At 70.9% G+C, this 21,176-nt stretch carries 16 protein-coding genes; 6 read left to right on the top strand and 10 right to left on the bottom strand.

Features of this window, described 5'->3' with window-relative positions; all coding sequences use genetic code 11:
* Positions 1-6: 6 nt before the first annotated feature.
* The 3 genes from HNP44_RS04220 to HNP44_RS04210 all read right to left on the bottom strand — a co-directional run bounded on the left by HNP44_RS04220 (position 7) and on the right by HNP44_RS04210 (position 9,999).
* Complete coding sequence (locus tag HNP44_RS04220) at positions 7-3,243, bottom strand: arabinosyltransferase domain-containing protein (protein ID WP_259141311.1); 3,237 nt, start codon at positions 3,241-3,243, stop codon at positions 7-9.
* Between the two features lie 10 nt (positions 3,244-3,253).
* Positions 3,254-6,637 carry an arabinosyltransferase domain-containing protein gene (locus HNP44_RS04215; protein WP_259141312.1) on the bottom strand — a complete coding sequence of 1,128 codons (3,384 nt, stop codon included), beginning with the start codon at positions 6,635-6,637 and terminating at the stop codon, positions 3,254-3,256.
* 110 nt (positions 6,638-6,747) lie between these two features.
* Entirely contained in the window at positions 6,748-9,999 is a 3,252-nt protein-coding gene (locus HNP44_RS04210; RefSeq protein WP_259141313.1) for an arabinosyltransferase domain-containing protein, read from the bottom strand.
* A gap of 101 nt (positions 10,000-10,100) precedes the next feature.
* Here HNP44_RS04210 and HNP44_RS04205 point away from each other — a divergent pair, with 101 nt between their 5' ends.
* Together HNP44_RS04205 and HNP44_RS04200 are read left to right on the top strand one after the other, a co-directional pair.
* A complete protein-coding gene (locus HNP44_RS04205; protein ID WP_259141314.1) occupies positions 10,101-10,526 on the top strand; it encodes an ImmA/IrrE family metallo-endopeptidase in 426 nt (141 codons plus the stop codon).
* A complete protein-coding gene (locus tag HNP44_RS04200) occupies positions 10,523-11,575 on the top strand; it encodes a hypothetical protein (RefSeq protein ID WP_259141315.1) in 1,053 nt (350 codons plus the stop codon). Before HNP44_RS04205 ends, HNP44_RS04200 begins: the two co-directional genes overlap by 4 nt.
* Positions 11,576-11,630: 55 nt before the next feature.
* Here the strand turns inward: HNP44_RS04200 and HNP44_RS04195 are convergent, their stop codons facing one another.
* Positions 11,631-11,933, bottom strand: coding sequence for a hypothetical protein (locus HNP44_RS04195; protein ID WP_259141316.1), 303 nt, complete (start codon positions 11,931-11,933; stop codon positions 11,631-11,633).
* Positions 11,934-12,139: 206 nt separating this feature from the next.
* Between HNP44_RS04195 and aroQ the strand changes: the two genes are divergently transcribed.
* Positions 12,140-12,580: a type II 3-dehydroquinate dehydratase gene (aroQ, locus tag HNP44_RS04190; RefSeq protein WP_259141317.1), complete on the top strand. Its 441-nt coding sequence runs from the start codon at positions 12,140-12,142 to the stop codon at positions 12,578-12,580.
* A gap of 91 nt (positions 12,581-12,671) precedes the next feature.
* On the opposite strand, the gene HNP44_RS04185 is transcribed toward aroQ, so the two are convergent.
* A complete protein-coding gene (locus tag HNP44_RS04185) occupies positions 12,672-13,253 on the bottom strand; it encodes a TetR/AcrR family transcriptional regulator C-terminal domain-containing protein (protein ID WP_259141318.1) in 582 nt (193 codons plus the stop codon).
* Positions 13,254-13,293: 40 nt separating this feature from the next.
* Here HNP44_RS04185 and HNP44_RS04180 point away from each other — a divergent pair, with 40 nt between their 5' ends.
* From HNP44_RS04180 to HNP44_RS04170, 3 genes are read left to right on the top strand one after another with little or no spacing between them, the layout of a single operon-like run.
* A complete protein-coding gene (locus HNP44_RS04180; RefSeq protein ID WP_259141319.1) occupies positions 13,294-13,863 on the top strand; it encodes a biotin transporter BioY in 570 nt (189 codons plus the stop codon).
* Positions 13,860-14,543: an energy-coupling factor ABC transporter ATP-binding protein gene (locus HNP44_RS04175; RefSeq protein WP_259141320.1), complete on the top strand. Its 684-nt coding sequence runs from the start codon at positions 13,860-13,862 to the stop codon at positions 14,541-14,543. The genes HNP44_RS04180 and HNP44_RS04175 overlap by 4 nt, the downstream gene beginning before the upstream one ends.
* On the top strand, positions 14,543-15,118 hold the full coding sequence (locus HNP44_RS04170; protein ID WP_259141321.1) for an energy-coupling factor transporter transmembrane component T family protein: 576 nt from the start codon (positions 14,543-14,545) through the stop codon (positions 15,116-15,118). Before HNP44_RS04175 ends, HNP44_RS04170 begins: the two co-directional genes overlap by 1 nt.
* Here HNP44_RS04170 and HNP44_RS04165 read toward each other — a convergent pair.
* From HNP44_RS04165 to HNP44_RS04145, 5 genes are all read right to left on the bottom strand, one after another.
* A complete protein-coding gene (locus HNP44_RS04165) occupies positions 15,115-15,474 on the bottom strand; it encodes a hypothetical protein (protein WP_259141322.1) in 360 nt (119 codons plus the stop codon). The genes HNP44_RS04170 and HNP44_RS04165 overlap by 4 nt on opposite strands.
* Positions 15,475-15,559: 85 nt before the next feature.
* A complete protein-coding gene (locus HNP44_RS04160; protein WP_259141323.1) occupies positions 15,560-17,224 on the bottom strand; it encodes a TIGR03767 family metallophosphoesterase in 1,665 nt (554 codons plus the stop codon).
* Positions 17,225-17,329: 105 nt separating this feature from the next.
* Positions 17,330-18,352, bottom strand: coding sequence for an ABC transporter substrate-binding protein (locus HNP44_RS04155; protein ID WP_259141690.1), 1,023 nt, complete (start codon positions 18,350-18,352; stop codon positions 17,330-17,332).
* Between the two features lie 83 nt (positions 18,353-18,435).
* On the bottom strand, positions 18,436-19,263 hold the full coding sequence (locus HNP44_RS04150; RefSeq protein ID WP_259141324.1) for an SDR family NAD(P)-dependent oxidoreductase: 828 nt from the start codon (positions 19,261-19,263) through the stop codon (positions 18,436-18,438).
* A gap of 2 nt (positions 19,264-19,265) precedes the next feature.
* Positions 19,266-21,152, bottom strand: coding sequence for a galactan 5-O-arabinofuranosyltransferase (locus HNP44_RS04145; RefSeq protein ID WP_259141325.1), 1,887 nt, complete (start codon positions 21,150-21,152; stop codon positions 19,266-19,268).
* Between the last annotated feature and the right edge of the window lie 24 nt (positions 21,153-21,176).

Raw genomic sequence — 21,176 nt, 5'->3', positions numbered from 1 at the left:
CGCCGATCAGTACGGCGCGGAACGCATCGGGCCCGGTGTGTACCAGCCCGTCCGGGTCACGGCGCCGAGCTCGAGCTGAGCGGGCTCGGCCGCCGTCCACGGGGTGAACTTCGTCAGCGTGCCCCAGTCCATCGCCCACTTGCCCGAGAGGTACGTCGGCACGATCTGCTCGTGGTACAGGGCGTCGGTGACTCCGAGCGGGCCGCCGGTCTTCCAGCCCTGCCACGTGTTCGACGTGAGAACGGTCGCCATGTAGTCGGGCGAGATCCGGTACTCGGGTCGCTCGAAGACGCCGTTGACGGCGCGCACCTGGTGCTGGCACGGGAAGGCGAAGGCCACCATGAAGTCCAGCGCCACGACGGTGTCGCGGCCCAGGAACTCCTGCAGCGTCCTCATCGGCGTCATCCGCGGCGGCGTGACCACGATCGGGTCGGGGGAGGGCACCTTGTCGTCGATGACGACGCGCACCGTGTTCGTGCCGCGCGGCAGGTCGGCGGTCGGGAAGCGCAGGTTGCGCCAATTGTTGTTGGTCCACGCGTCGATCGGGGTCATCCGGCCGAGCGACTGCACCGTGCCGTTCTCGGCCCGGTGCCCGGCCTCGAGGAACAAGGTTCGTCCGTCGCGCTTCACGCCGTTCAGGCCTGTCGCCGCTACGGGGCCGCCGACGGACAGCGTGACCAGAGGGGTCGACGTGTCGACCGCGCCGAGCGTGTACCAATCGGTGGTGAGGTTCGCCAGGCCGGTTGCGCCGGAAGAACCGAGCACCGGGGTGGTCGTGGGGTTCAGGCCGAAGGGCAGGGGCACACCGTCGGTCTTGGGGTCCGGATTCCGTTTGCCGCCCACCGTCTCCGGCACGTCCGTGTTGGTGACGTCGGTGTTGTGGCCGGGGTTCGACTTCACCGGCGACAGCCAGCCGGGGATGCCGGTGGGGGAGAAGCCCGTCGACTTCCCGGCGAGGGCCTGTGCCGCGGTCGGCACGGAACCGTCGGGCCGCGGCGCGGGCTTGAGCTGCCCGGCGTTGGGGTCGGTCTCCATCAGTACGTAGTTCGCCATCGAGCACGTGTCGCCCTGCAGCGCACGGACGTTCGATGCGGTCCAGGAGAAGCTACCGCGCTGCGCGTACGCGCCCTTGGCCATCGTGCCGACGTCGAAGAGCACCATCAGCATGGTGAGGATCGCGAGCGTCGGGAGGGTGCGGCCACCCGGCTTGGTGGGCTCGGGCGCGTAGTCACGGCGGTAGTGCAGCCACAGGCCGTAGAGCGCCGTGAGCACGGAGGCGAAGAACAACAGCCAGGAGATCTCCAGGCCGAAGAGCTGCGGGGGCATGGTGTTCCACGGGATCCCGTAGGTGCCCACCCAGTAGTAGCCGACGCGCGCCGCGAAGGAGATGGCCGCGATGAACAGCGCGGCCGCGGCGAAGAAGACGCGGTTGCGCTTGGAGCGCATCATCGGTGCCATCGTCAGGGTCGCGGCCACCGCGGCGATGCCGGCGGCGTAGCCCGCGAACAGGCCCAGGTGATGCGTCCACTTCGTGGGGGTGAAGGCCAGCAACACGATGGTGGCGAAGAAGACCGCCATCAGGCGCCACACCGGGCCCGCGGAGATCCCCGACGGCCGCTTGCGGCGCAGCATGAAGGTCAGCACCGTCAGCAGGCAGAGGAAGGCGGTCAGCACGCCGATGCGGCGCACGGCCGAGCCGTCCTCGGTCTCGAGCATCAGGTAGTAGTACCGGACGCCCTCCTCGTACCAGTCGAGAGTGGGGCCGGTGACGGTCTTGACCGTGATCGCCTCGCGGAGTGCGGCGAAGCTGGGCGTGAAGAAGGCGTAGAACAGGTACGCCATGCCCGAGGCGAGGATCGGCGCGATCATCGGCAGCAGCCCGTCGCGCCGCCGGCGCTTGACGATGCGCGTGATGATCTGTCGGGACGCGGCGAGGAGCGCGGCGACCGCGATGAGGCCGCCGGGCGCGGCGCCCACGCAGAGCGCGGCGCACGGCACGGCGATGGCCACGGGCAGCATGCGGCCGGTCGCGATGGCGCGTTCCACCGAGACCCAGGTGAGCAGGGAGAAGAAGACCACTGCGGGCTCGGGGCGCAGGCCGTTGTTGAGCGGCAGCCAGATCAGCAGGAAGCCGCCCGCGCCGGCCCACAGGGCGGCCGGGTTGCTGCGCACCGCGCGGCCCAGCCGCGGGATCATCTCGCGGGAGATGATCAGCCAGGTGAGCAGGCCGAAGATCAACCCGGGCACACGCATCGCCGGTGCCGCGGTCGTGACGTGCGAGATCGCCGTGAACAGGTAGTCGTTCCAGCCGACGGGGTTCTCGGGCACGCCGAAGCTGCGGAAGTAGTTGATCATGTAGCCGCTGTACTTCGTCTGCGTGGCCATCGTGATCTGGTAACCGTCGTCGGACGTGTTCGGCCCGATCAGCCACCAGATGCCGAGCACCGCGATGACGGTGAAGTCGACGGGCCGCGGGCGCAGCCAGCCCTGCGGCATGAACCGGATGTGGCCGCGGCCGTCGCGCATGTCCACGAAGCCCAGGGCGACGAGCGCGAGGATCGTCGAGGCGATGCCGACGACGATCGCGATCAGCTTGATCGTCGAGGGCGTGGTGTTGAAGCGGGTGTCGACCTGCGTCGCGACGTCGATGCCGGCGACGGGCGTCGACGGCGGCAGGTCGGTGTAGAAGCCGGCGATCTGCGGCCGCAGGTTCGGGTCGGCGACAGTGTTCGACAGCTGGTTGGAGGTCTGTGCGCCGGCGGGCATGCCGGTGAACTCGGCGGTCGTGGTCTCGGGGGTGGAGACGAAACGGATGGCGCAGCCCGCGCCGGCACGCGCCACGTCGGCGCGGCTCGCAGTCGCCAGCGCCACGTCGCGATCGGCGATGATGACGTTTCTCGCGTCGGCGCGGATCACCAGGCCCTGCAGGCCCGGGCGCGGCCCGTCCTCGGGCAGCGTGCGCAGCAGCGTGCCGCCGGCCGCCGGAAGGTCGTCGACCAGCGAGCACGGCAGCGAGACGTCGAGCCGGATCGGCGTGTAGGAGACGAGCGGCGCCTCCACGTTCGCGACCCGGCCGTTCTGCGGCCAGTGCAGCGCGGTGGTGGTCTCCTTGACCGGAAGGAAGGGCGTGAGGATCGCCAGGACGAAGCCCAGCACGCCCGCCACGGCGGCGACGATCCGCCACTTCCCGTAGCGCTGCTCCGGCGGCACCGTCGCGGGTGCGGTCGAGTTCTCGCTGCTCATTCGTCGATTCCTAGCTCTTCACCGTCTGGTTGGTCAGCGCGCGGATCGGGCCCTGGCGCCACCAGCCCGACCGCGTCTGGACCCCGACCGTCAGCGCCGCGGTGGGGGCGTCGGCCGCCAGGGGCGTGTACCGCTGCAGCTCGCCCCAGTCCCGGCTGAGGTCGCCGGTCATGTACGTCGGCAGCGTCGTGGTCCGCAGCAGCGTGTCCGGCACCGTCAGGAGGCCGCCGGCCTCCCTCGCCTGCCACGTCCCCGAGGTCGACAACGCGTCCTTGCGGGTCGGCAGGATGCGCCACTTCGGGACCTCGTAGGTGCCGTTGCGGATGGCCAGCGGGCGCTGGCACGGGAATTGCTGGCCCACGAGCAGATCGAGCAGCACCGGGTCCTGCGTGCCCACGACGTCCTGCAGCGTCCGCAGCCGCGGGACGCGAGGCGGCGTCACGCCGACCCACTGCTGGTCGCCCAGATTCGGGTCGCGCACGTGGATGCGCACGACGTTCGCGGTCGGGGGGATCGCGTCCATCGGGACTCGCAGGTTCCGCCAGGGCTTGTTCGGGCCCGGGTCGATGGGGTCGATCACGCCGCGGGCGCCGATCGAGCCGTCGGCGCGGCGCTCGGCCCACTCCAGCGTCACGGGTTGGCCGTACTCCTTCTTGCCGGTCGGGCCGACCGAGGAGATCGCGCCGGAGGCGGCGAAGGCCACCAACGGCCGGTCCGCCGACCGCGCGGGGAGCGTGTACCAGTCACTGAAAAGCTCGGCCGGCACGGTGTTCTGGCCGTACGAGCCGACCACGGGCGTGCGCGCCGGATCCAGCCCGAAGGGCAGGGCCGCGGTACTGCCGTTGACAGTGCGCGGGCCGGTCCCGCCGCCGGTGCCCGCCGTCGCTGCGGTGGACGTGAACGGCTGCGTGATCGGCGAGGCCATGTTGATCTGGCCGGGCGCCGAGCTGATCACCAGCGGCTTGAGCTCGTTCGGGATCCCGTCGGGCGTGAAGCCCGTCGAGCCGGGGCCGACGAGCGCCTGCGCGGCGGGGCGGCCCTCGGCGGAGGGGAGCATGTCGGCGTTGGGGTCGGTCTCCACAAGCACCGAGCGCGCCATGCCGCAGCTGTCGCCGCGCAGCGCGTCCAGGTTGCCCTTGGCCACGGTGTACGTCGCCGGGTTGGAAACGTAGGCCTTTGCGAAGATCGCGCCCTCACCCAGCACGAGCATGCCCAGGACCGCGACGAGCGGCAGCGAGGCCAGCTGGAGCCGGCGCCGGCTGCGCAGCGCCTGGGCGCGGTCGGCCCGGGTGTGGGTGGCGAGCTCGGCGTCTTCGAGCGCCGAGTCGTCGACGGTACCGTCCTCGACGAGCCCGCCCTCGCCGCGCCCGCGGAAGTCGATCCGGAAGTGCTGCCACGCTGCGAGTGCGCCCGCCAAGCCGGCCAGGATGAGGAAGGCCTGGCTGAAGGTGATGCCGGCGACCTCGGGTTGCCGGTCGAACCACGGCACGCCCCACAGGGAGGGCCAGGACCACAGGTTGAAGCCCGCGAAGGCCGCGGCCAGCGCGAAGAGCATCCCGCACAGGAAGAAGGTGAAGTTCCGGACGGACGTGCGTGCGGCCTCGACCACCGCCACCGTCGTGACCGCGGCCAGCGCGGCGGCGAGCCCGGCGTACACCCCGAAGTGCACCGTCCACTTGGTGGGGGTGAGCGAGAGCAGCGCGGCGGCGATGAAGACGGCGCCCACCAGGCGCCATACCGGCCCCGGCGCGATGCGCGGGATCCGGCGGCCGCGGAGCATGACGAACAGCGCCACGAACAGGCACATGACGAACAGGTAGACCGGCACGCGGCGCACCAGAGAGCCGTCGGTCGTCTCTACCGTGAGGAAGAAGAAGCGCAGGTACTCCTGCGTCCACGGCGCGGCGGGGCCGACCTCGAGCCGGATGCGGACGGCCTCGGCCACCGACGCCAAGGACTGGTCGCGGAAGGCGATCGGGATCACCACGGCCGCAGCCGCGAGCACCGGCAGTACCAGCGCGGCCAGACCGGCCTCCCGCCGGCGCGCGACGAGCACGCGCAGCACCGCGGCCGACGAGGCCAGCAGCAGCGCGGCGGCGATGACGCCCTGCGGGGCCAGGCCCAGCGTGAGACCCGCGGCTATCGCGGCGACCGCCGCGGGCAGCGCGCGGTGCGTCGCGACCGACCGCTCCACGGCGGCCCAGGTGACGATGGTGCCGAGCACGATGATCGGTTCGGAGCGCAGGCCCGAGGCGAGCGGGAACCAGAAGGCGAGCAGCATCGCGCCCGCGGCCCACACGGCCAGCGGGTAGCGGTGGATGCCCGGCCCGAGACGGGGCAGCAACACGCGGCTCAGCAGCAGCCAGGTGACCACGCCCGCGGCGAGCATGGGAAGCCGCATCCAGATCGCGTTCGCGCTGACCGAGGCCCAGTGCGAGAGGAAGGTGTAGTACCAGTCGAACGGGGCCTCGGGAGCGCCGAAGAAGCGGTAGTAGTTGGCCGTGTAGCCCGCCTCGGGCGCGACCTTGCCCATCGACAGGATGTAGCCGTCGTCGGAGCTGCCCGCCCCGAGTACGGTCCACAGGGCGAGGCCGCCGAGCACGGTCACGTCGACGGGGCGGGGACGCAGGAGCTGACCGACGGTGCGGTGCGGCGCGGCGCGATGGTGGCCGAAATTCCGGTCCAGCAGCCACAGCGCGACCAGCGAGGCGAGAACGCTGAGCAGGCCGACGCCGATCGCCGCGGCCTTGAGCGGCGACGGCGAGAGTTCGAAGCGGGTGTCGAGGTCCGCGTGCAGGCGCAGGCCCGGTCCGGCTGCGGCGACGTCCGCCGCGCTGAGCGAGGTGAAGACGCCGCCCATCACCGGCCGGTTCTCCGTGGGGATCGACCCCGCCACGTCGATGCCCTGGAACCGCGCGCCGACCTCGGCGGCGTTGGACCACAGCCGTAGCTGCGAGCAGCCGCGCAACCGGTCGACCGGCGCCGCGGCGATAACGGTGTTGCGGGACGAGACGGTCACCGTCTGGCCCGGGCCGGGCGCACCGACGGTGACGGCCAGGCCCAGCTCCCGGGCGGGGCCCGTTCCTACGGGCAGGGTCGACAGGACCGTGCCACCGGAGCCCGCGGCGCGGGCGAGGACGGAGCAGGGCACCGTCGCCGTCAGGTCGGCGGGCGACTGCGTGACGAGGGAGGCCGTGACCTCCGCGCTCTCGGCGCCGGGCCGCAGCTGCGGCCAGTCGAGCGAGGCGGTGGCCTGCTGGACGGGCAGCAGCGGGGTCAGCAGGCAGAGCAGCAGGCCGACCACGCCGGCGACGACCGCGACGAGGCGGGCGACGCCGGCGGCTCGCCGCTGCGGGCCGGGCTCCGACTCGGAGCGGGACGTAGGCACGGACACGGGTGCTCATGGTATGCGAGTCAGCTGCGAGAACCGATTCGCCGTCCGGGGAAGGCGGGATCGCTTAACGGATTCTCAGTCGGCGCGATGCCGCAGGTCAGGAAAGTCCGTTAGGAATCGGTCCGGTCCTTGCGGATCGGCGCCTCGACGTGGGTGCCCCACACGGTGCGGGTACCGAGTGTGAGATCCGCCGCACGGGCCTGCGAGTACGGAACGAGCCGCATCACGTCGCCGAAGTCCTGGCCCAGATCGCCTCGGAGGTAGCCGGGGATCTTCTCCTGCTGGAGCAGCATCTGCGTCCAGCCGAGCGGCCCGCCACCGAGAGTGCCCTCCCACTCCGTGGTCACCGGTGAGAGGTTCTGGTCGGGGGTGATCCGCCACTGCGGCACTTCCGCGACGCCGTTGCTGTGGCTGAACGGCCGCTGGCACGGGAAGGCCAGCCCGGACGTCCAGTCGAGCAGCACGGGCTCGGTGGAGCCGATCAGCTCCTGGGCCGTGACCAGTTTCGACACCCGCGGCGGGGTCACGGCGAGCCAATGGTCGATCGCCAGGTCGTCGTCGACCGCGACCACCCGGATCGCGGTGGCATCCGCGGGCAGGTCGGTGCGGGGCAGACGCAGGTTCCGCCACGCGGGCTTCGGCCCGATGTCGATGAAGGACTTCTTTCCCGCGACCTTCGGCTGCGCGCCCGCAGATGGGGTGTCGGTGGAGTACTCGACGTAGAGCTCGTCGTCGGTGAACTTCCCGGCGGCGGAGAGTGTGATGAGCGAGCGGTCGGCAGCCTTCGCCGGCAGCGGGTACCACTTCGAGACGACCTGGGCCTTGACCTGGCCTTCCTGTGAGTATGAGCCGAGCACGGGGGTGCGCGCGGGATCCAGGCCGTAGGGCAGGCGCATGTGCGAGCCGTTGATCCCGGCCGTCGACGTGCGGCCCGACGTGGTGTCCTGTGGCAGCCGCGCCATCGCGTCGAGCGAGGTGCTCGAGTCGTCGGTGTTCGAGCTGGTGGTGGCGTTGATGATCGTCGGCACCCCGTCGGGCGAGACACCGGTGGTGCCCGGCCCGGCAAGGCCGTCGCGGATGTCCCCGTCCAGCGGCAGCAACAGGCCCGACGTGGGATCCGGCTCGGTGAGCACGTAATCGGCCAGATTGCAGCCGTCGCCGCCGACTGCGCGCAGGTTCGCCTTGCCGTTGGAGAACGAGGAGAACTGGGTGATGCCGGTCGTCGCGAGCATCGAGCCGACGCACAGCACGACGACCGCCCACGCGGCCCATGTGATCGACGACTGGCGGCCGAAGGCGTCGACGACCCGCTTCGCCCGAGGGGGAACCGGGGCCGGATCCGGCTCGTGGAAGTGCAGCCATCCCGCCACCAGCAGCGCGACGCCCGCACCGGCGAAGAAGACCGTGCCGAGCGCGAGCACCGTCGACTCGCCCCAGGGCACGCCGTAGTTGCTGGCGTACCACCAGCCGTTCGGGCCGCTGAAGGACAGCCCGAGCACCAGAAGGACCACCGCGGCGCTCAGGGCGCGGTTGCGGGCGCTGCGCAGAGCCGCGGGGGCAACGGCGATCGCCGCCAGCGCGGCCAGCGCGCCCGCAAGGCCGGCGAAGGCGCCGAACTGATGCGTCCACTTGGTGGGGGTGAACATGAGGAGCAGGAGGCCGCCCAGCGTGACGGCCGCGAGGCGACGGCTCGGCCCGAGGGTCGTGCCCGGGATCCGGCCCTTGCGCAGCAGGACCGCGCCCGTGAGCAGCAGGCAGGCGATGGTGACGATGACGGCGAACCGTCGGGCGACGCCGCCGTCGGCCGTGAACGTGAACAGGGCCGAGTAACGGTCGATCTCGTTGTACCACTTCTTGGTGTCGACGACGGTGCCCACGTCGGACTGCATGAGCGTCTTCTGCACGAAGGCCGACGCGGTGAGCTTGGAGAAGATGATGGGCACCAGCAGCACGCCGGCGGCCAGCACCGGCGCCACGGACGCGGCGACCGTGAGCCGGAACCCGGCGGCGTTCGAGCGGGCCCGGGCGAGGATCCGCCGGCCCACCGGCCGCACGCCCGCGAGCAGCGCGGCCACCGTCATGATGCCCGTCGGCCCCGCCGCCACCGTCCACCCTGCGAAGACCGCGGCAGCCGCGAAGGGCAGGACCCGGCCCGTCGCGATCGCGCGCTCCACCGAGCACCACGTGAGCAGCGCGCCCAGAGCGATCACGGGCTCGGGGCGCAGGCCGTTGTTGAAGGCGAACCAGTAGACCAGGAAGACCCCGGCTGCGGCCCACAGCGCGAACCGCGAGCGCGCGGCCCGGCCCAGCCGGGGCACCACCTCCCGGCTGATGATGAGCCAGGTCGCGGCGCCGCAGATCAGGGCGGGCAGCCGGACCCAGGGGCTGGCGGTCGAGAGGTGCGAGAGCCACGCGAAGGCTTGGTAGTACCAGCCGAAGGGGGTCTCGGGCGCCCCGTACCAGCGGTAGTAGTTCGCGGTGTAGCCCGCGGCCTCCGCCGTGCGGGCCATGGTGAGGATGTAGCCGTCGTCGGAGGTGTTCGCGCCGATCACGTGCCAGGTCGCCAGCAGGGCGAGGACGGTGCTGTCGAGCTTCGTCGGGCGCCACCACCCCTCGGGCAGGATCCGACGGTGCCGTCGGCCGTCGGCCGCGACGTCGAGCCGGTGCAGGGAGACGAGGCTCGCGAGGATCAGGGCGATCGCAAGGACGATGACGACCCAGCGCGCGGCCGCCGGAACCGTCGAGTAACGCGTGTCGATATCCGCACGGAACTGAATCCGCGTGCTGTCCGTGACTGTGCCATGCAGGTCTGTGAATACTCCGACGACCTGTGGCCGGTAGTCGAAGCCGTTGTCCTTGCCGCCGGCGAGCGGAGTGCCGTCGGGGGCGGAGACGCCTGTGACCTCGGCCTTCACCGTCTTGTTATCGCCGGAGAAGACGATCGCGCGGCATCCCGGGGACGTCAGTGCTGCGACGTCGACCGCGAGTAGGGGGGTGTTACGGACCACCACCTCCAGCATGCGTCGCTGGTCGGCGAGTGTGGTGACGCTGATGGTCATGCCCCGTCGGACCGTGTCGGGCGAGTCGACGGGGCCCGTCGCGACCAGGGTCCCGACACCACCGGGGAGTCCGCTCACCGCGGAACAGGGGATGGTGACGTCGATCCTGTCGGGCACGTAGGAGATGAGCGGCGCCGTGACGGCCTCGAGCGATCCGCGCTGCGGCCAGTCCAACGCGGAGGTGGTCTGTTGGACCGGCATGAAGGGCGTGAGCAGCGCGAACAGCACTCCGAGCACGCCGGTGAGTGCGGCGGTCCGGGCCGTGGAGCGGACGGTGCGGGCAGCGTCGGACGGTTCGGGCACCCCGCGAGTCTAGACGTCGCGACCTGGCGGAATCCGGGCGAACCGGTTCTATGAGCGGCTTGGTGTACAACGAGCCGACGAACCGACGTATCGTTTCGGTCATGAGGGGATCCGACCGGCCGACACGCGCAGTCCGCGCTGTCGTGCGTGCGGTGACCCCGCGGTCCGGATCGGGTCCGGAGACCGTCGCCGAAGTGGTCGCCGCTTACTCCGAGCATCTCGGCCGACGGATCGACGTGCAGCGCATGACGCTGCCCGTCGGCGTCTTCGGGATGTGGCTGCGCTCTGACGAACGCGACTTGCTGGTGGTCTCCAGCGGCGTCGCCACCTTCGAGCAAACGCTCGCGCACGAACTCGGCCACTTGGTGCTCGGCCACGAGCAGGGCTGCTCCTCCGATCCCGACAGCGGCCGGGCCGCGCGGTGCGAGGCCGAGGCGGAGTCCTTCGCCACGCTGCTCGTGCGTCGCGTGAAGGCCGGGCACACGATCGCCCGTGTCGACTCGGTGGTCGACGAACTGCTCGGATGATCGCGTCGCTCGTCGCACCGATCCTCTGGCTCGGGGCGCTGGAAAGATTCAGCCGGTGGCAGACGAACCGGAACCCCCCGGCGGGCGGCGCTCTGCTCACCGCCATCGCGCTCGCACTGATGGTCACCATCGACACTCCGGTGTCCATCGAGGCGCTGGGACGGCTGGGCCTGTCCGAGTACGAGGTGGTGACCGTCGAGCGGGTCCTGCTGCTCGTGGCCTGCTACGGCGCCCTGGTCTTCGCCTTCGCGCTCGACGGGCGACTCAGCCGGGCCAGGCTCACGGCCTGGTCCTCGCCGCTCGTTCTGGTCGGCGTGGTGACTGTGACGGGCTCGGTCCTCGGCCGCCTCGGCGACCCGACGGGGCTGGGCTTCGGCGCCGGCTTCGGACTCGCGGTCGAGACGGCGCTGGTCTACACCTGCCTCGGCGCCACGGCCCTGGTCGTGGCCGTGTCGACGTGGCGGGTGTCCAAGCGCAGCCGGGTGCGCCGCGCGCAGCTGCGGCTCCTGGCGCTGGGCGGGGTCCTGCTCGCGATCGTCGCGGTCGCGAACGTGATCGCCGGCGGCGTCCTGCTTCAGCAGCTCCAGGTGGGTGTGTGGGTGCTCCGGCTGAACCGGTTCATGCTGGACGCCGCGTTCGCGAGCTGGACGCTGGTGCTGATGGCCTCGTGGCTCGCCTCGATCCTGATCTCGGCGCGGGAGTGGCTGCACTTCCGGCCGGCGTACGAGCAGGTCAAAGAGCTGTTTCCCGACCTTGAGGCTGTCGTGCGGCCGGGTGGCGGCTGGGTCGAGACGGCGGAGGCGCGTGCCGTTGTCGTGCTCGACGGCTGGGCGATGCTGGCGAGCCCCGGCGCCGGGAAGCTGTCCGACGCGTCTCCGGTCGATCGCGCCGCAGCGGTGGCGCTGTGGCTGGATCGTGAGGCGCCGTACGGCTCCGTGCACGCCGTCGACCTGGAGCCCCCGTCGGGCTGGCGGACCTCGCGCTGGACGGCCGCAGTGACGAAAAGGGCCCAGCACACCCCGTCGCCCCTGTTGGAGCGGGTGCGCTGAGCCCCGGTGGGCCGCTCCCGGCCCGGCGGGCCAGAGGCCCGGAGAGGTGTACGGCCTAAGCCTTGTCGTCCTCCGCCTCGAGCTCGGCGAGGAGGCCGGCGAGCGCTGCCCGACGGTCCGCCGAGAGCTTCGTCGAACGGCGCGCCATCTCGAGCATGCCCGACTCGCGCAACTCGCGGGTCAGCTCCAGGTCGCCCAGGACCTCACGCTCGTAGAGCGGGTCCGAGAAGTACTCGGCGCGGACGCCGAAGGTCTGCGCGATGGACGCCACCATGTCGTACGCGGGGCGCGAGCTTCGGCCCGAGCGCAGCTGCGACAGATAGGGAACGGACAGCTTGCCGCCGCTCTCCTCGACCATCCTGCAGAACTCCGAGGAGGTATAGGGTCCCCGGTCCGCGGGATGCACGACCTCGAAAAGTCGGTTCAATTTGGCCGCGAACGTTGTCATTGGGCCCTCCCTTCCAGATTGCGAATACTGGGAGATTACATGATCCACGGGGCGGATGCGCATGGCGTGGGACATGTATCCCATTTCTTTGATCTGCCCCGGGCTATTCTGGCTCCATGGGAGCCCGCATTCTGGTGCTGAACGGACCGAATCTGAACATGTTGGGCGTGCGGCAGCCGCAGGTCTACGGGCAGAATTCGTACACCGACGTCGTCGACGTTTGTCGGCGAGCAGCCGCCGCGCGAGGCGCGGAGGTAGAGGTTCGGCAGACCAACGACGAGGCCGAGCTGGTGGGGTGGATCCACGACGTCGCGCGCGAAAGAAGCTTCTCCGCGATAGTGGTCAATCCGGCAGCATGGACACATACTTCAGTCGCGGTCGCCGATGCGTTGGTGATCCCGGAGGTGCCGATCATCGAGGTGCATATCTCCAACGTCCACGCGCGAGAGTCTTTTCGGCACCACTCCTACGTCTCGCCCATCGCCGCCGGCGTGATCGCGGGATTCGGGATCGCCGGGTACGGCTATGCGGTGGATCGCGCGGTCGACCTGTCCTGACCGGGGCGCCTCCCAGACCACAGGACGTGGCGCGCGCTCGAACGTCCGACGAGGACTCGGCTCACGCCGGCGCCGGCGCGCGGGACCAGCCTTAGGCCGGCGCGGTCGTGCGGGCGCGCAGCCCGTCGATGATGAGGTCGACGCCGCCGGCGAAGGCCCGGTCGGTGGCGGTCTGGTCCAGTTCGCCCGCGGCGGCCCCCGCTCGGGCCATCGCCTCCCGGGTCTGTTCCTCGAAGGTGAAGCCCACGACGAAGTGCGTCAGTGTCAGGGCGACGGCGCTCGCGTCGACGGGCCGGGCACCGGCTGCGGCCGCGATCTCCGCGATCTGCGACTGGAGGTTGCTGGTGCCGAGCTGCGAGGCGAGGGACGCGGAGACGACCTCCGCGCCGTCGCGGTGCTTGCGCAGCACCGCGCGCAGCGCGTGGGCGTAGCCGGTGAGCTGGCGGTCCCAGCGCATCCGCGACTTCGAGGCCGCCGCTGCCAGCGCGGGGTCGGCGAGGATGGTGTCGGCGATCGCGGCGAGCAGCGACTGCTTGTTCGGGATGTGCCAGTACAGCGCTCCCGGCGCGACGCCGAGGTCGGCCGCCACGCGCCGCATCGTCAGGTCCGGCAGGCCCGACCGGTCGAGGACGCCGATCGCGGACGTCAGGACGTCGGAGCGGTTGATGGCCACGGACTTGACTCTAGCCGAGCGCCCCGATACTTCTTGAACCGTGTTCAACGCCGCCACGTATCGCGCGACGCCGCGCGATCTCGCCCTCGTCGCCGTCTTCACCGCCCTCACCGCGGTGCTCGCGATGCCCACCATCACGATCAGCGGCATCGCGCCCATCACCCTGCAGACCCTGGGGTTCATGCTCGCGGCGTCGCTGCTCGGCTTCCCCTGGGGTGGGGCCTCGGTGGCGCTCTACGTGCTGCTCATCGTTGTGGGCCTGCCGATCGGCGCGGGCGGCCGCGGCGGCCTGGCGGTGCTCACCGGTCCGACGGGCGGCTTCCTCATCGGTGGCATCGTCGGGGCCCTGGTGACCGGCTGGCTCGTCGACAAGTGGGGCCGCTCGAATCCCTTCACGGTGGGCCTCGCCAACATCATCGGGCTGGTGCTCGTCGTCTACGTCATCGGCCTGCCGTGGCTGGGTTGGCGCACCGGCTCGGGCCTGTTCGCCAAGCTCACGCTGGGTTTCCAATTCGTCCCTGGCGACCTGATCAAGGTGGTAGTCACGTCGCTGGTGGTGGTGACGGTGGCGCGGGCCTACCCGGCGATCGCCACCAAGCAGAGAGCATGATCCGGCTCGACGATGTTCATCACGCCTACGACGAGCGCCCCGTCCTGCGGGGCATCACGGCGGAACTGACCGAGCGGCGGATCGGGATCATCGGCGCCAACGGCTCCGGCAAGTCGACGCTCGCGCGCACCTTCAACGGCCTCGTCGTCCCGGACGGCGGCACCGTCGAAACCCTGGGCCTGGACGTGCGCAAGAAGCGATCCGAGGTGCGTCGGAAGGTGGGCTTCATGTTCGCCGACGCCTCCGCGCAGATCGTCATGCCCACGCCCGCGGAGGACGTCGCGCTGTCGCTGCGCCCGCCGGGCCGCGGGCGCAGGCGGCCCGTCGATACTGATCGGGTAATGGCGGTACTCGCCGAATTCGGCCTCGCCGACCACGCCGACGCCCCCGCGCAGCTGCTCAGCTCGGGGCAGAAACAGATGCTCGCCTTCGCGTCGGTGCTGGTCACCGACCCGGAGATCCTCGTCTGCGACGAGCCGACGACCCTGCTCGACCTGCGCAACGTGCTCAAGGTCCGGGACCGGATCGCCGCGCTGGATCAGCAGGTCGTCCTGCTCACGCACCACCTCGACATGCTCGACGACTTCGACCGCGTGCTGGTCATGGACGACGGTGCCCTCGTCCACGACGGGCCGCCCGCCGAGTCGATCGCCTTCTACCGCGAGTTGGCGGCCCGCTGATGCTGGGCCGCTACGTCCCCCGCGACTCCCCGCTGCACCGCGCGCCGGCCGCGGTGAAGCTGCTGGCGATGCTCGCGCTGGTGACCTTTCTGGCGATCCTCCCGCGGCCGGTGCCGCTCGCGACTTCGGCGCTCGTCGTCGCCGCGCTGTTCCCGGTGGCCCGACTGCGCCCGGTGCACCTGTGGCGGGCCCTGCGCCCGGCGCTGCTCTTCACGGTGGTGCTCACTGTCTTCTACCTGCTCAGTCAGGGCCTGTCCGACGGTGCGCGTGCAGCCGTCGGTCCCGTCGGGCAGCTCGTGGTGGGCGTGCTGGCGGGCAACCTGCTGGTCTTCACCACCCGCGCGACGGACCTCGCGGCGCTTGCGGGGCGGATCCTGGGTTGGCGCGTGGAGCTGCTGATCGCGTTGACGATCCGCTCCATCCCGACGGTGATCGCCGTTGTCCGGGAGACCCGCGAGGCGGCGTGGGCGCGGGGGCAGCGCGCCTCGCTGGTCCGCGTCCTCCCGACGGTGCTGGTCCGGCTGATCCGCGATGCGGATCTGCTCGGCGAGGCCCTCGCCGCCCGCGGCCTCTAACTCCCGTCGCCGTCCCAGCCGCCCGGCGCGATGTCCTCGTGGACGAGCGTGAGCTGGCACGCTGGTATCACTGCGGGCATGTAATGGTGGTTCTCGGGCGAGACCACGAGGGCCGAGCGATCGAGGCCGCTGACCGCCCAGACGTCGACGGGCCCGCCGGTGTTGTTCATGCGGACGAACCACCGCATCTCATACTCGCCGAGGGCGATGAAACATCCATCCTGTTCGGGGTGGTCGCTCCCTGCGATGCCGCGCGCAGCACCCATGTATCGCACGTCGAGGCCGTGCGCGGCGATCGACGCACGGTTCCTCGAGGAGCTGACGTGATAGAGGACAGCGGGCTCGAACTCCTGCATGCTCCCAGCATCGCACCTGCCGCGGGGCCTTCTTCTGGCGCGGTGCGGCGCGCGGGACGTCGACGCGGCGCCGGCGACACGCGCGTCACCGCAGCGGGTGGGTGAGGAGCAGCTCGCAGTTGCGGTCGGCGGCGGCGCCGAGGAGCGCGTCGTCGCGGTGGATGTCGTTGTAGGCGAGCTCGCGGTAGAGGCTGGCGAGACCCTTCGCGCTGAGGTCCGACGGGTTCGCCGTTGCGGGGCTGGCCGCTTCGATGAGCGGCGTGAACAGGCTGATCGTGCCGTCGCGGTTGTCGGCGACCTCGATGATGCGGGCCAGCTGCGGGAAGTCGACGTGGCTGGCGGTGTTGATCTCCCAGAAGCTCTGCTTCGGCGTGGGGCCCGTGTGCGGGAGCATCTCGTTCTTGTGGGTGTGCCCGTTCACCCAGGCGATCACGTTCGGGTGGTCGGTGAGCGTCTTCACGACCACGCCGCCGTCGTACTGCTTCTCGCCCGGTTCCTCGGGGTCGGGGAGCTTGGCCGACATCGACGTCGACGTGTGGTGGCTGAAGACGATGACCAGCTGATCCGGGTGGGCCGTGAGCTGCGCGACCAGCCAGGCGAGCTGCTTCTCGCCGATGGTGCCCTCGGCGATGCCCAGGTTGTTGGTGGTGTCGAGGGCGATGCCGAGTACGCCGGGCGCGATCTGGAAGGTGTACCAGGTGGGGCCGTCGGGGCTGGAGAAGCCGTGCCCGACGGGGCCGGGGCCGGTCACCGCGGGGTCGAAGTGCCGGCGTACGAAGTCGCGGGGGCTGAACGGGGCCCGCTTGGCGTCGACGGTCGCGGGGATCACCGGCCCGGAGAGTTTGAGCTGAGTGAGCATCGGCCCGACCTGCGCCGGATCCGTCGTGAGCGCGCGGGCGATGGCCAGAGCTGCGGGGTCGGTGTGCGGGATGTCGAGCTTCACCGGCGAGAGGTAGAGCCAGTCGGCGATGCCGTTGGGCAGTGTGCCGAGCAGGCTGTCGTCGTGGTTCCCGACCACGGCGTACCAGGGCATCCGTAGGCCGGGGCTGGTGTGCGCGCCGATGGCGGCGCGGAGGAAGCCGGGGATCTGCTGGAAGCCCTTGTCCTTGTACAGGTCCCAGTACGGCGATTCGGGCTGCCAGTACAGGGCGGCGCCGTGCGCCTGCAGGCCCTCGAAGCGGTCGGGGGCGCCGGTGTTCGGCACGAGGGTGCCGCCCGAGAGCACCGTCTGGAACCAGCTCAGCTCGGCGAACTCGCGGTTGTCGGTGTTGTCGCCGGTGGTGATCACGCAGTCGAACGCCCGGCCGGTGAACGGTCCCGCGGCGATCGCGTTGATCCGCTCGACGAGGGAGACCGCGCCCTGGGTGGTCAGCGTTTCCTGCGGGCGGAAGGCCGACGCCTGGAAAGGGTGGACGAATTCGAACCGGGCGGGGCTCTGCGCGTCGACGATGTGCATGTCGGTGAGCTGCACGAACGAGGCGAGCGGCGCCCGGACGGCCTCGCGGGTGCCGCCGGCGGTGGCGAGCTCCTGCCGCACGTAGAGGGGCCAGCCGGCACCGTCGACCAGCGGGCGGTAGCCGCCGGCGCGGGCCTGACCGGGCACGCTGACCCGCTCCAGGGTGGTGCCGGCGATGTTCCCGGCGATGGTGCTGCCGGGTAGTGCGTGCGCGATGCGGCCGGTGGCGGCCGTCGTTGCGGTGGCGAGCGCGGCGACGGCGCCCGCGCGCAGAAATCCCCGGCGTGTGGTCATGGGTAGAGACCCTAACCACGAGCCCCATGAGACACATGAACAACACACGTAACATTGGTAACCGTTCGACGGCGGCTGCGTGCCGCCGCCGAACGCTGGTGCCGCCTACTTCGCCAGGTATTCGCCCAACTGCTTGACGATGAGGTTGGCGCCGGTCGGGCCGAGGCCCAGGTACCAGACGTCGTCGTCCACGCGGAAGGCCTTGCCCTTCTGCACGCCGCTGAGCTGCGACCACGCGGGGTTCGCCAGCGCCGCGGTCTCGCCGGTGTTCTCCGGCTTGCCGTAGCTCGAGTAGAAGATGTAGTCGCCGTCGGCTTGCGAGAGGTTCTCCAGCGAGATCTCGGTGGCCAGCTCGTCGACGCCCTGGTTGCCGGCGCGCGGCAGACCGGCGTCCTGCAGGATCACGCCGATGAGCGACTTGTTGCCGTACAGCCGCAGTCGGTTCGGCATGAACCGGACGAGCGAGATGGTGGGCTTCTGGCCGGTGAACTTCGCGCTGAGCGCCTTCGCGTTGTCCGCGTAGGAGTTGAGCGCGTCGACGGCCTTGGTCTCCTCGCCCAGTGCGGCGCCGATCAGCCGGAAATTCTCCTTCCACGGGAAGCCGGGGCGAATGGAGAAGACGGTCGGCGCGATCGCGGAGAGCTGGTCGTACTGCTTGTCCACGCGCAGCTGACTGCCCAGGATGAGGTCGGGCTTGAGCTTGGCAATGGCCTCGAGGTTCAGGCTCGTGTTCTTGCCGACGGTCTCGACGCCCTGCACCTTGTCGGCGAGGTAGGTCGGGATCGGGCTGGCGCCGTCGGTGACCACCATGCCGACGGGCTTGATGCCGAGGGTGAGCACGGAATCGAGCTCGCCGCTGTCGAGCACGACGACGCGTTCGGGCTTCTTCGGGATCTCGGTCACGCCGCGCGCGTGCTTGATGGTGCGCGGGAAGACGCCGGGAGCCGCGTCGGTGCCGAGCTTGGCCGTCTCGGCGTCGGCGGTGCCGAAGCGCTCGCCGCCGGTCGCGACCTCGGTGTTGCCCGGGGTCTTGGCATCGTCGTTCGAGTTCGAGCAGGCGCTCAGGCCGACGGTGGCGGCCAGCAGGACGACCGCGGGCGCGAGCCGGCGGGCGAAGGATCGTTTCATCACGGGCCGAAGCGTACCGCGCACCTTAGGTGAGGCAAATCAAAGTTACGTCGGGTAAGGGCCGCGATGGCTGCGGGCGCGGGTCAGGTCAGCGAGGAGATCGTCCGGTCGGTGGTCCCCGGCGACAGCAGGTCCATCACCGGCAGGACGGCGCGCAGCGCCGCGGGCGAGACCTCGACGGGCTGGTGCGTGATCGCCCGGACGATCCATCGGCCGGCCTCGTCAGGCTCGAGGGCGGAGGCCCCGGAGTACTCCGCCGTGGGCGCGATCATCTCGGTGCGGACCAGCGGGAAGTAGACGTTGGTCGCGTGGACGCCGGGGTGCGGACGCTCGGCGTTCAGGCTGCGACCGAAGATCGCGAGTGCGCTCTTCGACGCGGCGTACGCGGAGAATTTGGGGAACGTGTTCGCGAGCAGGCCCCACGTGCACACGTTGACGATCTGCCCGCGGCCGCGCTCGATCATCCCCGGCAGCACGCCCAGTGAGAGCTGCACGGCGGAGAAGTAGTTGAGGTTCATCGTGCGCTGGTAGTCGTGGAAGCGCTCGGTGGAGTCGGCGATGGTCCGCCGGATGGAGTGGCCGGCGTTGTTAACCAGCACGTCGACCTCGCCGAGGTCGGTGAGCAGACCGTCGATCGACGAGGTGTCCGTCAGGTCGCAGACCCGGTACTCGCCGCCGGTCAGGGCGCACAGCTCCTCGAGCTCTCGCTCGCGCCGCGCGACGGCGATGACGTGGGCGCCGCGCTCGGCGAGCTGCAGGGAGGCCTCCCGGCCGATGCCCGCCGACGCCCCGGTCACGACGATCCGCAGGCCGCGCAGTGTCCGGCCCTTCCCGGAGAGCGCGGCATCGACGGAGTCGGGCAGCAGGCTGCGGCGCTGCATCAGGTCGCGCACGGAACGGGACAGAGACATGGTCACTTCCTCACAATCACGACGAACGGGCCCGTCTCGGTGACGGCGAATCTCGGGTCCTCGAACAGCTTCTCGGGGAAGACGACGGTGTATCGGCGCACGTTCGGGTCGTTGGGGTAGACGTCCTCGGCGAGGCGCAGCGAGAGGCCGTCGGCGGACCGTCGGAAGACGAAGGCGTCCGGGGCGCGCCACGGCGTCTCGCCGAGGGCCTTGACCAGCTCGTCCGGCGTCTCCAGCTTCGCCCACGATTCGATCGCCGCGGACCGGGCGGTGAAGTGCGCCAGCGGGTTCGCGTAGTTCGACGTGAGGTTCTGGAAGCCCCAGTACGGGTAGATCGCGAGGAAGCCGTAATCGGCCGTGAGCACGACGGTGTCGGTCCGCGGCCTGCCCGTCGCGGCCAGGATGGCGGCGTCCACGTCTTTGTACGACGATTCCGCGCCCGCGGGCCGGCGGTCGCCACGCTCGCCGTGGCCGTCGGTATCGGAGTAGGCGACGGCGATCTCCCCGGCCAGCTGCGCCGGGATCGTCTGCGCCACACCGATCGCGGCGAGCACGCCGAGCACGACCCCGGCGTCGCGGTAGCGCGGGTAGCCGTCGCCGAGCGCGCCGACCATCGTCACCGCGCCGAGCGCGCCGGCGGCGGCGAGCAGGATGTGCAGCACCGGCTCGGTGCGGAAGCCGAGGAGCGTGGTGCCGGCGGGGGAGGCGGCCATCGAGAGGATCGCCCACAGGTACGCGCCTGCGATGCCGAGGCCGAGCGCCTGCGCGGACAGGCTGGAGCGGACCTTCACCAGGACCCAGATCACGCCGATCATGCCGAGCGCGCCGAGCAGCGTGAAGTGCAGCATCGGCAGCGAGAGAACGGAACCCTGCTCGGGGAGGTAGTGGAACGCGGAGCCCTTGGAGTCGGTGCCGTCGCGGGCAACGCGCAGGAGGAACGGCCCGTACGCGGGGAGTCCGATCGCGATGGCGATGAGGCCCATCGCCGCGACCCGCGCGGGGTAGCGCCACTCGAACCGGCGCTTGCGGATCCAGGCGGCGACCAGCGCGATCAGGCCCATCAGCACGATGGTGAACGCCGCGACGCCCAGGTACAGCGTGTAGAACCACACCGCGATGCCGAGGTACACCCCCACGAGAACGAGCGCCCCGCGGCGGCCGCGGAGGATGGCGGTCCAGGCGACGATCAGCGCGGGCGGCAGCAGGATCGCGACTGCGGCGCCGTAGGGCTCGGCGGAGCCGTAGAGCAGCATCGCGACGGTGGTGGCGAGCGTCGCGGCGATCGCGCGGGCGGGCCCGACGACGGTGAGCCACAGGGCCAGCGCGACGGCGGCGGCGACGGCCAGCGAGACGATCGACCAGGGCTGGAACGCCGCCCAGCCCTCGAGGCCGAAGAGCTTCGCGAAGCGCCCGCCCAGCCAGAACCAGCCGGGGGAGTACAGCGGCGGCATGTCGATGTAGGTCATGTCGGCCAGCCGCGGCGACGAGGTGAAGCGGGTCAGGTACTCGGTGCGGAACTGCTGGTCGACGGAGATGCCGCCGAGGTAGAGCTTGGTGCCGCCGAGCGGTAGGGCCAGAGTGACGGTGACGAATCCGGCTACCGTCGCGAAGGAGAGCAGGCGGGCCAGGCGCGCCTGCCAGGCCGGTACGGCTCGGGACAGGAGCACGGCGCAGCCGGCGAGCACGACGATCGCGATCACCTGGAAGACGGTCGAGAACGCGCGGGTGACGTTGGAGCTGCTGTACGCGGGCCACTCGACGGAGCTGATGGCGAACCACCCGACGACGCCGACCGCCGCCGCGAGGATCGCGGCGGCGGCGAGGTCGAGGGCCAGGTCCCGCCCCCGGGCGGGGGCCTCGGGGGCGTCGACGGTGCGCGTGTCAGTCACGCGGGCCAGCGTAAAGGGTGGTGC

Origin of the sequence: Tsukamurella ocularis (genome assembly GCF_024807615.1) — a bacterium.
Classification (GTDB): domain Bacteria; phylum Actinomycetota; class Actinomycetes; order Mycobacteriales; family Mycobacteriaceae; genus Tsukamurella; species Tsukamurella ocularis.
This window is presented reverse-complemented; position numbering and strand designations above follow the sequence as displayed.

Coding starts and splice junctions, on each gene's coding strand:
- HNP44_RS04220 (WP_259141311.1), bottom strand. CDS start 3,243: ATGAGCAGCGAGAACTCGACCGCACCCGCGACGGTGCCGCCGGAGCAG.
- HNP44_RS04205 (WP_259141314.1), top strand. CDS start 10,101: ATGAGGGGATCCGACCGGCCGACACGCGCAGTCCGCGCTGTCGTGCGT.
- HNP44_RS04200 (WP_259141315.1), top strand. CDS start 10,523: ATGATCGCGTCGCTCGTCGCACCGATCCTCTGGCTCGGGGCGCTGGAA.
- HNP44_RS04195 (WP_259141316.1), bottom strand. CDS start 11,933: ATGGTCGAGGAGAGCGGCGGCAAGCTGTCCGTTCCCTATCTGTCGCAG.
- aroQ (WP_259141317.1), top strand. CDS start 12,140: ATGGGAGCCCGCATTCTGGTGCTGAACGGACCGAATCTGAACATGTTG.
- HNP44_RS04175 (WP_259141320.1), top strand. CDS start 13,860: ATGATCCGGCTCGACGATGTTCATCACGCCTACGACGAGCGCCCCGTC.
- HNP44_RS04170 (WP_259141321.1), top strand. CDS start 14,543: ATGCTGGGCCGCTACGTCCCCCGCGACTCCCCGCTGCACCGCGCGCCG.
- HNP44_RS04165 (WP_259141322.1), bottom strand. CDS start 15,474: ATGCAGGAGTTCGAGCCCGCTGTCCTCTATCACGTCAGCTCCTCGAGG.
- HNP44_RS04160 (WP_259141323.1), bottom strand. CDS start 17,224: ATGACCACACGCCGGGGATTTCTGCGCGCGGGCGCCGTCGCCGCGCTC.
- HNP44_RS04155 (WP_259141690.1), bottom strand. CDS start 18,352: ATGAAACGATCCTTCGCCCGCCGGCTCGCGCCCGCGGTCGTCCTGCTG.
- HNP44_RS04150 (WP_259141324.1), bottom strand. CDS start 19,263: ATGTCTCTGTCCCGTTCCGTGCGCGACCTGATGCAGCGCCGCAGCCTG.